The organism is Pseudomonas fluorescens, assembly GCF_900636825.1.
Taxonomy (GTDB): Bacteria; Pseudomonadota; Gammaproteobacteria; order Pseudomonadales; family Pseudomonadaceae; genus Aquipseudomonas; species Aquipseudomonas fluorescens_BG.
The window spans coordinates 1833338-1848234 of record NZ_LR134318.1; the positions used below are offsets into that span (position 1 = coordinate 1833338).

The 14897-nt window shown below is 59.7% G+C and carries 14 protein-coding genes; 2 read left to right on the top strand and 12 right to left on the bottom strand.

Translation table 11 applies throughout. The annotated features are described in order from the left end of the window. Positions 1-43 precede the first annotated feature (43 nt). The 7 genes from EL257_RS08425 to minC form a co-directional block, all read right to left on the bottom strand. Positions 44-2197: a mechanosensitive ion channel family protein gene (locus EL257_RS08425; protein WP_126361564.1), complete on the bottom strand. Its 2154-nt coding sequence runs from the start codon at positions 2195-2197 to the stop codon at positions 44-46. Between the two features lie 74 nt (positions 2198-2271). After that, complete coding sequence (locus tag EL257_RS27705; RefSeq protein WP_172604463.1) at positions 2272-2448, bottom strand: hypothetical protein; 177 nt, start codon at positions 2446-2448, stop codon at positions 2272-2274. Between the two features lie 232 nt (positions 2449-2680). After that, the gene (locus EL257_RS08430; protein WP_126361567.1) at positions 2681-3970 is read right to left on the bottom strand and encodes a M18 family aminopeptidase; all 1290 of its coding nucleotides are present in this window, start codon (positions 3968-3970) and stop codon (positions 2681-2683) included. Positions 3971-4148: 178 nt separating this feature from the next. Further along, positions 4149-4784, bottom strand: a complete 636-nt coding sequence (locus tag EL257_RS08435) for an RluA family pseudouridine synthase (RefSeq protein ID WP_126361570.1) — start codon at positions 4782-4784, stop codon at positions 4149-4151. A gap of 173 nt (positions 4785-4957) precedes the next feature. Next, on the bottom strand, positions 4958-5212 hold the full coding sequence (gene minE / locus EL257_RS08440) for a cell division topological specificity factor MinE (protein ID WP_003223146.1): 255 nt from the start codon (positions 5210-5212) through the stop codon (positions 4958-4960). Next, positions 5212-6024 (bottom strand): septum site-determining protein MinD, encoded by an 813-nt coding sequence (gene minD, locus EL257_RS08445; protein ID WP_007913953.1) that lies wholly within the window; start codon positions 6022-6024, stop codon positions 5212-5214. Before minD ends, minE begins: the two co-directional genes overlap by 1 nt. A gap of 169 nt (positions 6025-6193) precedes the next feature. Next, positions 6194-6931: a septum site-determining protein MinC gene (minC, locus tag EL257_RS08450; RefSeq protein WP_126361575.1), complete on the bottom strand. Its 738-nt coding sequence runs from the start codon at positions 6929-6931 to the stop codon at positions 6194-6196. 117 nt (positions 6932-7048) lie between these two features. Between minC and EL257_RS08455 the strand changes: the two genes are divergently transcribed. Next, positions 7049-7981, top strand: coding sequence for a lipid A biosynthesis lauroyl acyltransferase (locus EL257_RS08455; protein ID WP_126361577.1), 933 nt, complete (start codon positions 7049-7051; stop codon positions 7979-7981). A 35-nt stretch (positions 7982-8016) separates the two neighbouring features. After that, positions 8017-9174, top strand: coding sequence for a patatin-like phospholipase family protein (locus EL257_RS08460; protein WP_126361579.1), 1158 nt, complete (start codon positions 8017-8019; stop codon positions 9172-9174). Between the two features lie 90 nt (positions 9175-9264). Here the strand turns inward: EL257_RS08460 and EL257_RS08465 are convergent, their stop codons facing one another. From EL257_RS08465 to EL257_RS08485, 5 genes are all read right to left on the bottom strand, one after another. Continuing rightward, positions 9265-10050, bottom strand: a complete 786-nt coding sequence (locus EL257_RS08465; protein ID WP_126361581.1) for an outer membrane protein OmpK — start codon at positions 10048-10050, stop codon at positions 9265-9267. 372 nt (positions 10051-10422) lie between these two features. Continuing rightward, positions 10423-11208: an outer membrane protein OmpK gene (locus EL257_RS08470; RefSeq protein WP_126361584.1), complete on the bottom strand. Its 786-nt coding sequence runs from the start codon at positions 11206-11208 to the stop codon at positions 10423-10425. A gap of 157 nt (positions 11209-11365) precedes the next feature. Further along, positions 11366-12718 carry a nucleobase:cation symporter-2 family protein gene (locus tag EL257_RS08475; RefSeq protein WP_126361587.1) on the bottom strand — a complete coding sequence of 451 codons (1353 nt, stop codon included), beginning with the start codon at positions 12716-12718 and terminating at the stop codon, positions 11366-11368. 161 nt (positions 12719-12879) lie between these two features. Further along, a complete protein-coding gene (locus EL257_RS08480) occupies positions 12880-14190 on the bottom strand; it encodes a urate hydroxylase PuuD (protein WP_126361590.1) in 1311 nt (436 codons plus the stop codon). A gap of 51 nt (positions 14191-14241) precedes the next feature. Then, the gene (locus tag EL257_RS08485; protein ID WP_016773758.1) at positions 14242-14745 is read right to left on the bottom strand and encodes an ureidoglycolate lyase; all 504 of its coding nucleotides are present in this window, start codon (positions 14743-14745) and stop codon (positions 14242-14244) included. Positions 14746-14897 lie beyond the last annotated feature (152 nt).

A 14897-nucleotide genomic window follows, 5' to 3' on the forward strand; every position in this document is an offset into this window, starting at 1 on the left:
TGTCGGGCTTCCTTGCCTGTGACTGCAACCGCGCGCTTGAGTGCTATTCCTTCGGCTGACCGCCACCGGCAGTGATCACCTGCACGCTCATCCGTGGTGTCGCCAGATCGAGGCCGGCCTCATCCAGATGGCGTTTGAGCGAAAGATTGAAGGCCCGGGAAACTTCCCACTGTTTGATCGGTGCAGTCTTGAACCGTGCGCGCAAGATCGCGCTGCCGGACTCGAAGCTCTCGACCCCCTGAATTTCCAGCGGCGACCAGATATTGCGCCGCTGCAGCGGGTCGGTGCGCATCTTCTGGCCGACTTCGCGCATCAGTTTGATCGCGTCGTCGATTTCCATGTTGTACGGCACTGCCACGCGGAATATTGCGTAGCCGAATTCTCGCGAGTAGTTCTTGATGCTCTTGATTTCGCTGAACGGAATGGTGTGGACGATGCCGTCTATGTCGCGCAGACGCACGGTGCGGATGGTCAGGCCTTCGACGGTGCCGAGGTGGCCGCCGACGTCGACGTAGTCATCGATGGCCAGCGAGTCCTCGATGATGATGAACAGGCCGGTGATCAAGTCCGCAACCAGCGACTGTGCGCCGAAACCGATCGCCAGGCCGATGACACCGGCACCGGCCAGCAGCGGCGTGACGTTCATGCCCATGTTCGCCAGCGCGACGATCAGCGCAATGATGAATATCGCCACGAACAGCACGTTGCGGATCAGCGGCATCATGGTTTGCGCGCGCGCATTCGCCAGGCCTTTGCGTGAGCGAGTGAGGGCGTGGTGCACGGCGGTGTCGGCGAGAATCCAGATCAGCCAGGAGAAAATCAGCGTGCCGATCAGACTGAACAGTTTGACGCTGATGTCGTGGCCATCACCTTCGGCGAACGCGATCAGCGACTGGCCCCACACGCGCAGGCCCAGTTCGATGAAGATCAGCCAGACCAGCAGATGCGCCAGGGTATAGAAGAAATTCTTCAGCCGCTCCGAGTACAGCGCATGGCGTTTCGGTCCGCGTTGCGGCTTGAGCGAATAACGGCGGACGAGGCCGTTGATCACCATGCACAACACCAGCAGCACGGTGCAGATCAGCGACTGGCGCAACGCGGTGCTGGTGTCGCCGGCAGATACGAACGTGGCGAACAGCGAGATGCCCACCAGCACCAGTGCTGGCACGTACCAGAAGGTGCCGAGAATTTCGATGGTGTCGCTGAGGGCACGGCGGGTCAGGCGCCGCGACAGGGGTTGATTGCGGATCAAGTGCGCGATCGGTCGGCGGAATCGCAGGATGAACAGGCCGGTCGACAGCGCGGCGAGGACATTGGCGATGGTCGCTGCGGTGTGCGCCAGATGCACGCCCAGACTTTCCACCAGACGCGGATCGCTCAGCGCCTCGCCAAACGCGGCGAAGCTGCCGATCAGCCACAGCGGCCGAAACGCCTGATGGCGCAAAATATACAGCGCGCGATGGCGGTGCGGGCCGTCGAGCAGCGAGAAGGCAATGACGCAGATCGCCGAGAAGCAGGTGCCGACCACCAACGCATAAGCCAGCACCATCGCCAGGCTTTTGCCCAGCGACGAGGGCAATGCGTAGCTCATGTAGACGGTCATCACCAAGGCAATCAGCCACGGCCCGAGTTTGCGCAGGGCGAAGCGCAGCATGTCGAGAGCTTTGGGATGTTGCGGCAGTTCTTCAGTGAGGCCGAAGCGCAGGCGCACGCGGTGGCCGAGCCAGATCAGTGCAGCGGCGAGCAGGCTCCAGACCGCGAGGATCATCGCGAAGCCAAAGATGATCGGCAGCCATTCGTTGGCCGGCAGCAGCATGCTGCGCAGTTCATCCTTGGCCAGGTCGAACTCGTTGCCCCAACGATTGAGCGGGCTGTCGGCGCCGGTAAATTGTTTCTCGAAGTTGGCGAGGGTCCCGCCGATCAGGCCGAGAACGCCTTCTTCCGGGGTGGCCTGGGCTTGTTTGGTCGCGTCGCGCAGCTTCTTCAGATCGCTGAGCAACTGCGCGCGTTGCTTGTCGTTTTCCAGCGACTTGATGACCTCGTCCAACGACTGGCCGAGCGGTTCCTGGGCTTCCGCCTGCGGCTTGGAGGTATTGAGCAGGCCGGGCAAGCCGACCGCTTGCGCGGGCGCCATCGGCAGCAGCGTCATCAGGCAGACAAGGAACAGACCGGGCAAAGCAAAAAGACGAGCGAACACCAGAAAACAACCTCGCGAGGGGCGGATGCGCTGGAGTGTACGAGGCCCATTGGCTCAATGCGAGCCGGGCACCGTTATTCGTTGAGTTTGGCGAGGATCTTGTAGACGACGGTGGCGAGGATCATCAGCATGCCGATCCACATGGCCAACACGCCGGCGTTTTTGTCGCGGAAGTTGAAGCCGATGGCCAAGAGGATCATCCCGGTGAGGATGGGAATGAGCATGGCGTGGAAGGAGGACATCGAGATCATGAAGACTGCCTTGTCTGTAGAGGATGCTTGCAGTCTAGGCGGGTTTTCGAGGCAGGGTGTGATGTGGCTCAGGAATGCATCAGGCCGAGAGGATTCTGCTGTCTGCACAGGCGCTTTCGCGAGCAGGCTCGCTCCCACAGGTTGATTTGCATTCCAAGGGGAGATGACTGGCTCCCACAATGAAATGCAGTTCAATTGTGGGAGCGAGCCTGCTCGCGAAGCTTGTCAGCCGCTACGGCAAATCGCGACTGGCATAGAACGCGCTGAGCACTTTGACCAAGTGCGCCAGGTCATGACTGCCGCACAGTTCGCGGATCGAGTGCATGGCGAAGGTCGGCAGGCCGATGTCGACGGTGCGCACGCCCAAGTGGCTGGCGGTGATCGGGCCGATGGTCGAACCACAACCCATATCGCTGCGCACCACAAAACTTTGCACCGGCACTTCTTCGGCCATGCACAGATGGCGGAAGAAACCGGCGGTTTCGCTGTTGGTGGCGTAGCGCTGGTTGCTGTTGACCTTGATCACCGGGCCGGCGTTGAGTTTCGGGCCGTGGTTGGCGTCGTGTTTGTCCGCGTAGTTGGGATGCACGCCGTGGGCGTTGTCGGCCGACACCAGCAGGGATTTCTGAATGGTGCGGACGAACTCGTCGCCTTCCGGCAGCACGCGGCGCAAGGTCTGTTCGAGCATCGGGCCGTCGGCACCGCAGGCCGAGCAGGAGCCGACTTCTTCGTGGTCGTTGCACACCAGCACGCAGGTTTCGTCGGTTTCGGCGCTCAGCAGTGCTTGCAGACCGGCGTAGCACGACAGCAGATTGTCCAGACGCGCACCGGCAATGAAGTCGCCGTTCAGGCCGATCACCGCTGCGCTTTGCGTGTCGTAGAAACTCAGCTCGTAATCGAGTACGACGTCGGCGTTCAAGCCGTGTTCGCGGGCGAGTTGATCAGTCAGCACGGCGCGGAAATCGACGCGTTCATCGCCAGCAAATTGCGCGAGGATCGGCGGCAGCTCGGTCTGCGCGTTGATCGCCCAGCCCTGATTGGCTTCACGGTTGAGGTGGATGGCCAGATTGGGAATGATCGCGATCGGCGCCTTGAAGTCGATCAACTGGCTCTCGACCTTGCCGTCGCGGCGGAAAGTCACGCGGCCGGCCAGCGACAGATCGCGGTCGAACCACGGCGCCAGTAGCGCGCCGCCATACACTTCGACGCCCAACTGCCAGAAGCCCTGGCGCTGCAGTTCCGGCTGCGGCTTGACCCGCAGGCACGGGCTGTCGGTGTGCGCGCCAACCAGACGGATGCCGCCGTGCAGCGGCGAGGTGCGGCCCATTTTGATCGCGACGATCGAAGAGTCGTTACGGGTGACGTAATAGCGGCCGTTGGCTTCGGTGGTCCATGGCTCGCGCTCGTCGAGGCGCACGTAACCGGCGGCCTCCAGACGCTGAACGAGACTGGCGGTGGCGTGAAACGGGGTAGGGGAGGCCTTGAGGAAGTCGATCAGGCCTTGGTTCAACTCTTCGCGCATAACAAGCTCCAGACAGCAATGGGCGGAAGTTTAACGTATTGGCCGAACAATTGAATCCGACGCATAGCCCCTGTAGGAGTGAGCCTGCTCGCGATTGCGCTGTGTCAGATCATTATTAATTGACTGACAGAGCGCAATCGCGAGCAAGCTCGCTCCCACAGGGGTTCGGTGGTGGCAGTCAGAACGGCGCCGGGCACTCGAAGCGCAGGCGTTCGCCGCTTTGCGGGTGGGTGAAGCTGAGCATGCTCGCGTGCAGGCACAGACGCGGCCAGGCGGCCAGCGCTTGCTCGTGCGCATATAGGCCATCGCCCAGCAGCGGATGACCGATGGACAACATGTGCACGCGCAATTGGTGCGAGCGGCCGGTGATCGGCGTCAGTTCAACGCGGCACCAGTCGCCGCAACGTTCCAGCACGCGCCAGAAGGTCAGGGCGTGTTTGCCGAACTCGTGATCGACCACATGACGCGGCTTGGTCGGCGGATCGTAGCGCAGCGGCAAGTCAATGCTGCCGCTGTCGAGTTCCGGTTGGCCCCAGGCCAGCGCGGTGTAGGCTTTTTCGGTTTCACGATCGTGAAACTGGCGGGACAGCTCGCGGTGGCTGTCGGCGTCCCGGGCCAGCAGAATGATGCCGGAGGTTTCCCAGTCCAGACGATGGACGATGCGCGCTTCCGGGTAGCCGTTTTCCTGCAAGCGGGTAATCAGGCAATCCTTGTTGTCATCGGCGCGACCGGGCACCGAGAGCAGCAACGTCGGTTTGTCGACCACCAGTACGGCGGCGTCCTGATGAATGATGCGGATGTTGGACAACGGCATTAAACAGCCTCGTAACAAATGCCAACGGCGGCTCAGGGCCACATTCCCTGTAGGAGCTGAGGCACGCTGCGGTCTTTTGATCTTTTAAACGACAAAAGCAAAAGATCGCAGCGTGCCGCAGCTCCTACAAAAGCGTGTAGGCCCTGAGCCGCCGTCGCGACTGCCGGATCGACTCAGCGATCGGGCAGGGTGATGTTGAGTTCCAGAATCGAGCAACTGCCCTGGCTTTCCAGTGCAACATGTACGTCATCGTTACCGATGTTGACGTACTTGCGGATCACGTCGACCAGTTCCTTCTGCAAGGCTGGCAGGTAATCCGGCGTGCTGCGCTGGCCGCGCTCATGCGCCACGATGATCTGTAGACGCTCTTTCGCTACCGAGGCGGTACTTGGCTTTTTGTTGGCACGAAAGAAGTCAAAAAGGTTCATTACCTACCTCCAAACAGGCGCTCGAAGAATCCCTTCTTCTCGACATCGAGGAAACGGTGGGCTTTTTCTTTGCCCAGCAGGCGGTCGACGGTATCGCTGTAAGCCTGACCGGCATCGCTCTGGTCGTCGAGAATTACCGGTACGCCCTGGTTGGATGCCTTGAGCACCGCCTGGGATTCCGGGATCACGCCAAGCAGGGTCACCGAGAGGATTTCCTTGACGTCTTCAACGCCAAGCATCTCGCCCTTTTCCACACGCTCTGGATGGTAGCGGGTGATCAGCAGGTGTTCCTTGATCGGGTCTTCGCCACGTTCGGCGCGACGCGACTTGCTCGCCAGCAGGCCGAGCATGCGGTCCGAGTCACGTACCGAAGACACTTCCGGGTTGGTCACGACAATCGCTTCGTCAGCGAAGTACATGGCCAGGTGCGCGCCTTTTTCGATGCCCGCCGGGGAGTCGCAGACAACGAACTCGAATTGTTCCTTGAGCTCCATCAGGACTTTTTCCACGCCTTCGACGGTCAGCGCGTCTTTGTCGCGGGTCTGACTGGCGGCCAGTACGTAGAGGTTTTCCAGGCGCTTGTCTTTGATCAGGGCCTGTTGCAGGTTGGCTTCGCCGTTGACCACGTTGACGAAGTCATACACCACGCGGCGCTCGCAACCCATGATCAGGTCGAGGTTACGCAAGCCCACGTCGAAGTCGACAATCACTGTTTTGTGGCCGCGCAGAGCGAGACCGGTACCGATAGCGGCGCTGGTGGTGGTCTTACCCACACCACCCTTGCCGGATGTAACCACGAGAATCTTGGCCAAGGTGTTTCACCCCTAAGGAAGAAGGACTGTTCAGCCCCTGAAAAACATCTCTTGAAAACTACTGCAGTCGGACAGCCTTGGCTGGAATTTGGCTTTTGGCCTTTTTCCTACTTCGTTTGAGCCGTTTTCGCTACGTTTTAGAGATGCTTGGAAAATGCGGCAGTATCCGTTAAAGCCGAATGATGTTCAACACGTCGCCCGATAGGCTGACCTGTACGCCCGCGCCCCACATCGGGTCGCGACGCAAATCCTCGGACACCTTGTAATGACCGGCGATGGAGATCAGTTCAGCGCTCAATTGCTGACAGAAAATCCGTGCCTTGGTGTCACCTTTGACGCCGGCCAGCGCACGGCCACGCATCGGGCCGTATACATGGATGTTGCCATCGGCAAGAAGTTCCGCCCCCGGACTTACCGATGAGACCACGACCAGATCGCCACCCTGGGCGTATATCTGTTGGCCACCACGCACTGGCGTAGTGATTACACGGGTCGGTTTGACGGTCGGCTCGGGAGGTTTTTCCGGCTTCTTTTTGACTTCCGCTTCAGGCATGTCCAGCGGCCGCTCGCGGGCACCGGACGGCGGCAGCACGGGAATGTCGATGGCGATGGCGGCGGCGATGTCTTCGATCCGGCTGGCGCGAATGGCCAGCGTGCGCAAGCCATGTTGACGGCACACGCGCATCAGTCCGGGCAGGTCGACGGCGCCCTGATTCGGCGGCAGTTTGTCCAGGGCCAGAACCAGCGGTGCGTTGCTGAAGAAATTCGGCGCCTGCGCAACTTTTGCGGCCAATTGCCGATCAAGGCTGTCGAGGTCGTTACGGGCCAGTTCCAGCACGGTGATGGCCAGCATACTGCCCTTGAGCTGGAATACGGGATCTTGGTCTAACGGGTCGGTTTGGCTCATGTCGGCATACAACGGCTTGTCACTAAAAGTGCCGAGACTTATAACGAGAACGCCCGCGAGCCGCAAGCCGGGTCGAACGATGTAGAATGCGCGGCCACTGTATTTACGGAAGCTTTAATGGATCGCCCGCGTTTTCAAAAAGCATTTCTTGCTCCGCGCTTCTGGCCGCTCTGGTGCGGCCTGGGGCTGTTGTGGCTGATCGTGCGACTGCCTTATCCGGCCTTGCTGACCATCGGTCGAGTTTTGGGCGCGTTGATGTATCGCTTTGCCAGCGACCGGCGGCGCATCGCCAAGCGCAACCTGGAATTGTGTTTCCCGAAAAAATCCGCTGAGGAGCGCAAGCGCCTGCTCAAGGAAAACTTCGCCTCCACTGGCATCGCTTTTTTCGAGATGGCGATGAGCTGGTGGTGGTCGCGCGAGCGTCTGGCAAAACTGGCCCACGTCGAAGGTCTGGAGCATTTGCAACAGGCCCGCCGCGACAACAAAGGCGTGATCCTGATGGCGGTGCATTTCACCACGCTGGAAATCGGCGCGGCGTTGCTCGGTCAGCAGCACACCATCGACGGCATGTACCGCGAACACAAGAATCCGCTGTTCGACTTCATTCAGCGTCGGGGTCGTGAACGGCACAATCTTGATTCGCTGGCGGTAGAACGCGATGACGTTCGCGGCATGCTCAAGTTGCTGCGCTCGGGGCGGGCGATCTGGTATGCGCCGGATCAGGATTACGGCGCCAAGCAAAGTATCTTCGTTCCGCTGTTCGGCATTCAGGCGGCGACCGTGACCGCGACGACCAAGTTTGCGCGGTTGGGAAAGGCCCTGGTGGTGCCGTTCACCCAGGAACGTCTGGCCGATGGCAGCGGTTATCGCCTGGTCGTGCATCCGCCGCTGGAAGATTTTCCGGGCGGGACCGAAGAGGACGATTGCATTCGCATCAACCAGTGGGTCGAGGGCGTGCTGCGTGAATGCCCGGAGCAATATCTGTGGGCGCATCGGCGCTTCAAGAGCCGTCCACCGGGCGAGCCGAAGTTGTACGCCAAACGCGGTTGATTGACCCATCCCTGCAAGCGTCATGGAGTGTTGCGATGAGCCCGACTGAACCGGTCACGGGTCTGATTCTCTCCGGCGGCGGGGCTCGGGCGGCGTATCAGGTGGGCGTGCTGGCGGCGATTGCCGAACTGCTGCCGCCGGGTGCAGACAATCCGTTCCCGATTATCGTCGGCACTTCCGCCGGGGCGATCAACGCCGTGAGCCTCGCCAGTGGCGCCAGCGATTTTCGCGCTGCCATCGAACGCCTGACGCTGTTCTGGCAAGGCTTTCGCAGCCATCGCGTGCTGCGCAGCGACTGGCCCGGAGTGATCCGCCAAGCCACTCGCTTTGTCAGCCACAGCCTGCTCGGTCTCGGCCGGCAAATGCCGGTGGCCCTGCTCAACAGTTCGCCGCTGCGTGAACTGCTCGATGAAAAACTGCACTTGCCCGGCATCGCCGAATCGATCGCGCGCAAGCAATTGCATGCGGTAGCGGTGACCGCGTTCGGCTACGAGTCGGGACAGGCCGTCACCTTTTATCAGAGCAGCGGCAAGATTGATGCGTGGTTGCGCCATCGGCGCATCGGCGTGCCGACGCAATTGTCGGTGGAACATCTGCTGGCCAGTTCGGCGATCCCATTGTTATTTGCACCGGTGAAGATCGGCGATGAATATTTCGGCGACGGTGCGGTGCGTCAGTCGGCCCCGATCAGTCCGGCGCTGCACCTGGGCGCGAGCCGCGTGTTAGTGGTCGGTGTCAGCGGCAACCCGCGCGGGTCCGATCCGCAGCGCCCGCCGGTGCGTACCTGCACCGGGCAGCAGCCGACACTCGCGCAGATCGGCGGGCACATGCTCAACAGCACCTTCATTGACAGTCTTGAAAGCGACATCGAGTTGCTGCAGCGTCTCAACCAGTTCAGCCAGTTGCTGCCTGCCGGCACGCCGACCCGCGCGTTGGGGGTGGCGCCAGTAGAGGTGCTGGTGATTTCGCCGAGTCAGCCAATCGATGAGATTGCCGCCCGGCATCGCCAGGAATTGCCGGCAGCGTTGCGTCTGTTTTTGCGTGGGCCAGGGGCGACGAAGACGAGCGGGGCGGGGGTGCTGAGTTATCTGCTGTTCGAGGCGGGGTATTGCAGCGAGTTGATTGATTTGGGCCGGCGCGATGCATTGGCCAAGCGCGAGGAGCTGTGCCGGTTTTTGGGATTGCCATTTTAAGGCAAAAGATCGCAGCCTTCGGCAGCTCTCCTACATTGGAATGCGCTATCCCTGTAGGAACTGGCGAAGCCTGCGATCTTTTGATTTTTATCAGAAGTGGAACTTCACCAGGAAGTTGGTCACGCTCTGATTGGTCTTGAACGCACCGGTGTCGTCGATGCCGTATTTGTCTTTCCAGTAGTCGTACTCAACACCGACATACAACTGCTTCTCGCCGTAATGCAGCGCTTTGCCCAAGTCGTATTTGACCTGTGGGTTGAAGTGCAGGTTGGCGTGGTAATCGCCCTTGGAGTTGGAATCGTTGTCGGTGACCCAGTCCATGTAGCCGTCGATCAGGATGTTCGAGTTGCCCACGGGAAGGGTGTAGGACCAGACCGGGGTGATCTGCCAGACATTGTCGCCGGCACGCGAACCGTCGGTGTGGCGCTGATAGAAGTTCACCTGGAAGTAGTCGAAGCCCGGGATGGCCAGATCGAAGCCAGGACCGATCAGGTAAGACTCGGAATCACCTTCGCCGAACTCGTAGGTCATCGCCAGCAGCACGTCTTTGATTGGGCCGAACTCGATCTTCTGGTCGAGGACCTTGCCCAGCGAGATGCGTGGCTGGAACTCGCCGTAGTAGGTGTTCGGACCATTGGTGAAGTCCTTGTCACCGTTGTAGAAGATCTTGTCGAGGAAGAAGAAGTTGTCCCCGTACTTCCATCCATCGGCGTGCTCGAAAGTCACAGTCTGCTGAATGCGCGGGTTGACCTGGAAATCCTTGCCATAGAGGTAGGTCAGGCTGTTGTCCTGCCATTGCAGGAGGCCATCGGCCATGGCCTGGCCGCCCGCCAGCATCGATCCCGCGAGCATCAGGCTGGTGCACATACGTTTCATTCGGTTGCTCCCAAAGTAGGTGTTCCACATTATTTTTTTAAGTTCGGCGCTCTGGTGTGGCGCCTTTTTTCGTTGCTGCAAAAATCATCCGATCGGTCAGGTTCATTGCTGTTAGCAAGACCTGCGCCAAGGCTTTTCGAAAAACAAAAAAACGCCCGTCGGCTGCTGAAAAACAGTCGATTGGGCGTGTTTTCGGAGTGCCTCGGTACTGACCAGGGCCGGGATAAGTTGGCTTTTCGGTCAGGAATTAAATCCGGGCTTTTTTTTAGACCGAATTCAGAAGGCCGCGGAGAATACTGACTCCTCGGCCAGCGCTCAAGTGCCCCGCAACAGAGCACCGACGACAGGTATGGCGCACGGATGCGGGCCATCTCAGAAGTGCACCTTCAACAGCAGACTGGCGGTGTTCTGGTTGGTGTCGAAAGAGTGGGTGTTTTCGATTCCGTATTTGTTCTTCCAGTAGCTGTATTCGGTGCCGACATACACCTGCTTCTGACTCCAGCCCAAGGCTTTACCGAGGTCGTATTTGATCTGCGGATTGATGTGCAGGTTGGCGTGGTAGGTTCCGCGCGAGTTCTCGTCGTTATCGACAACCCAGTCGAGGTAGCCGTCGATCAACACGTCGGAGTTGCCCAGCGGGAAGCTGTAGGACCAGGCGGGCGTGATCTGCCAGACGCCATCGCCAGGGCGCGGGCCTTCGGTCTGACGACGGAAAATGTTCAGGGTGACGTAGTTGAAGCCGGGCACTTTCAAGTCGAAGCCGGGGCCGATGAGATAGGCCTCGCTATCACCTTCGCCATACTCGTATGTCATCGCCAGCAACACGTCTTTGATCGGCCCGAATTCGAGCTTGCGGTCGAAGATCTTGCCGAACGAAAAGCGTGGGGTGAATTCACCGTAAAAGGCATGCGGACCTTTGTTGGCGTCCTCTTTGCCGTTGTAGAAAATCTTGTCGACGAACAGAAAGTTGTCGCCATATTTCCACTTGTCGGCATGCTCGAAAGTCAGCGTCTGCTGAATCGCCGGGTTGATCGCGAAATTCTTGCCGTACAAGTAGCTCAGGCTGTTGGTCTGCCACAACAGCAGGTCACCGGCCATGGCTTGACTGGCAGCCAGCAGGCCGCCACTCAACAAAACGTTGGTGTGCGTGCGAATCATCTGTTGCTCCCTCTTGTTTTTATTTTCAAGGCACAGAGTTGCGATCCCCTTGTAGGAGTGAGCCTGCTCGCGATAGCGTGATTGCATTCAACAAATCAGTTGACTGAAGAGACGCAATCGCGAGCAGGCTCACTCCTACAGGGGTTTGGTGTGGCTGTCAGTGAGCATGGCAATCGTTGATCGCTGCACGCTCCTTGCCGCCAAGAATGTTGAACAGCAGGTTCAGCGTCAGTGCGCTGAGGGTGGCCATGGCGATGCCGCTGTGGGTGATCGGACTCATCCACATTGGCAGGTGGGCGAAGAATTCTGGACGCACCACCGGGATCAGGCCCATGCCGATGCTCACCGCGACCAGCAACTGGTTGCGCCGGTCACCGATGTCGGCCTCTTGCAGGATCTTGATGCCGGTGGCCGCGACCATGCCGAACATCGCAATCGCCGCACCGCCCAAGACAGCGGGTGGAATCGATGCCACCAGAAACGCGGCTTTGGGCAGCAGACTCAGGACGATCAACAAACCGCCGGCAACGATCGTCACCGAACGGCAGCGCACGCCCGTCATCTGCACCAGGCCGATGTTCTGTGCGAACGAGGAGTGGGTGAAGGTATTGAAGAAACCGGCGAAAAACGACGCACCGGCATCGCACAGCAAGCCGCGCCGCAGCATGCGCGGGCAGACTTCCTGACCGGTGATCTTGCCCAGCGCGAGGAACATGCCGGTCGATTCAACGAAGATGATCACCACCACCAGACACATCGACAGAATCGGCGCGAGCTCGAACTTGGGCATGCCGAAATGCAGCGGCGTGACGAACTGAACCCACGGCGCGTTGGCCATGCCGCTGAGGTCGACCATGCCGATCACACCGCACAACACGTAGCCAAGGCACATGCCGATCAGCACCGAAATGTTGACCCAGAAACCGCGCATGAAGCGATGCACCAACAAAATGGTGCCTAACACCAATGCAGCGATGGCCAGATAAATCGGCGAGCCGAATTGCGCGGCGTCGACCCCGCCACCGGCCCAGTTCACGGCCACGGGGAACAGCGATAAACCGATCGAGGTGATGACCGTGCCGGTCACCAGCGGCGGGAAGAAACGCACGACCTTGGACATGAACGGCGCGATCAGCATGCCGAAGAAACCGGCAGCTATCGTCGCACCAAAGATGCCTTGCAGACCGATGCCGGGCATGCCGGCCATGGCCACCATGCTGCCGACCGCAGCGAAACTGGCCCCCATCATCACCGGCATACGGATGCCCATCGGGCCGATGCCGAGCGACTGCACGATGGTGGCGATGCCGGCGACGAGCAGGTCGGCGTTGATCAGGAAGGCGATTTCTTCACGACTCAGGCCAGCGGCCTGTCCAATGATCAGCGGCACCGCGATGGCACCGCCGTACATCAGCAGAACATGTTGCAGACCGACCAGGATCAGTTGCAAAAGGGGCAAACGCTGAATGGCGGGTGCGTCGGGGATGCGCGCTTTGGACAGCTCGGACATGCAACACCTCGGATCTTTTTTATTCTTGTGATTAACAGCTGCGGGGTTGCTTGCAGCTGTTTCTTTGCATCAGGGGGACCGCGTTGCGGCGGCTATTCGCGAGCAGGCTCGCTCCCACAGGATCTCTGTAGGCGTGAGCCCGCTCGCGAAGCTTTTACGGCTTAGTTGGTCTGCGCTCCCTGCACAATCCAGGCGCCGATCAGCTCGCGTTCCTGCTGGGTCATCTGAGTGATGTTGCCCAGTGGCATGATCTGACTGGTAACGGCTTGTGCCTGAATCCGCGCTGCGTTCTGGCGGATCTGTTCAGGGGTGTCGAACATCACACCCGCCGGTGCAGCGCTGAACAACGGACTGGTCGGTTTGGCCGAATGGCAAACCGTGCAACGCTCTTGAATCACGTTGTGCACCTTGTCAAAACCCGGCCCGGCGTTGGAGGCTTGCGCCGCCGCAGCAGGTTCGGCCGGTGCTGCCGGTTGCGCCGCTTCAGCCGGTTTCGCGCCACCACCCAGAGCCGTTTCCGGCAGCGGTTGGTACTCGATTTTTGCCGGTGCCTTGGCCACTTCTGGCGCGTTCGACATCGGCATCGGGCCGGTGACGTACGCCAGACAGATCATGCCCACCGCTGCCACCGGCAGGGTCCAGGCAAATTTGTGGCTGTCGTGACGGGTGTTGAAGTAGTGACGCACTAACACCGCCAACACCGCGATCCCGGCCAGGATCAACCAGTTGTATTGGCTGCCATAAGTGCTCGGGAAGTGGTTGCTGATCATGATGAACAGCACCGGTAGGGTGAAGTAGTTGTTATGACGCGAACGCAGCAGGCCTTTGGCCGGCAGCGCCGGATCCGGCGTACGGTTTTCGGCAATCGCTGCCACCAGTGCCCGTTGCGCCGGCATGATGATGCGGAACACGTTACCGACCATGATGGTGCCGATGATCGCGCCGACGTGCAGGTACGCACCACGACCGCTGAACACTTTGCTGAAGCCATACGCCGCGCCGATGATCAGCACGAACAGGATGAAGCCCAGCAGAGCAGGGCGTTTGCCCAGGGCCGAGTCGCACAGGAAGGAATAGATGAACCAGCCGATGAACAGCGAGCCGATACCGATGGCCACGCCTTCAGGACCGCTCAGTGTGCTGCCGGGGGCCAGCAGGTACAGCGTTGGATTGGAGTAGAACACCACGCACAGCAGCGCTATACCCGACATCCAGGTGAAATAGGCTTCCCACTTGAACCAATGCAGGTTATCCGGCATGGACGGAGGGGCCAGTTTGTATTTTTCCAGGTGATAGATACCGCCGCCGTGGATCGCCCACAGATCACCGGCCAGACCGGTTTTCGGATTGACGCGGTTGAGGTTGTTCTCCAGCCAGACGAAATAGAACGACGCGCCAATCCAGGCCACGCCAGTGATCATGTGAACCCAGCGCACGCTCAGGTTCAGCCATTCCAACAGATGTGCTTCCACAGTCTTTACCTCTCGCCTGTCACTCTTGTTGTCGAGTGATCAGACCTTCTCTTATTGGTGGGGGGCGAGGATCAAACGCTCATCCTCTTTGAAAAAATGCTCATCGCAGTTATTGCCTGTGCCACTGCGATCAACCACCAGGAAGTCATCCCGCTTTTCGATCGTCAGCACCGGATGGTGCCAGACGCCGCGATGGTAATTGATGCCCTGCCTGCCGTTGGTGACGAAGGCGCGGACCAAGCCTGATACAGGTTCATCGCCAACTGGCGCGACCACGATCAGAAAGGGGTTGCCGAGCAGCGGAATGAAAGCCTGGCTGCCCAGCGGATGGCGTTCCAGCATGCAAACGGTCAGCGGCATGTCCTGCGCGTCGGCGCGGAAAATGCTGATGATGGCGTTGTCCTCAGGCGTAGCGGTTTCGACCGTCGCCAGTTTGTGGAAGCGCATGGTCGAACCGTTGTTGATCATGAAGTGATCGCTGCCGTCGGTTTCGATCACGTCACCGAAAGGGGCGAAGGCTTCTTTGGTCAGCGGTTCAATCGTCAATGTGCGCATGCTGTTCTTCTTATCCAAAATTCTGTGTTGTTCAACTTGTCAGTGCGTCTCGCGCGATCCCTGTAGGAGCTGGCGAAGCCTGCGATCTTTTGATTTTGCTTAAGATCAAAAGATCGCAGCCTGCGGCAGCTCCTACAGGTTTTGTGTCGCTG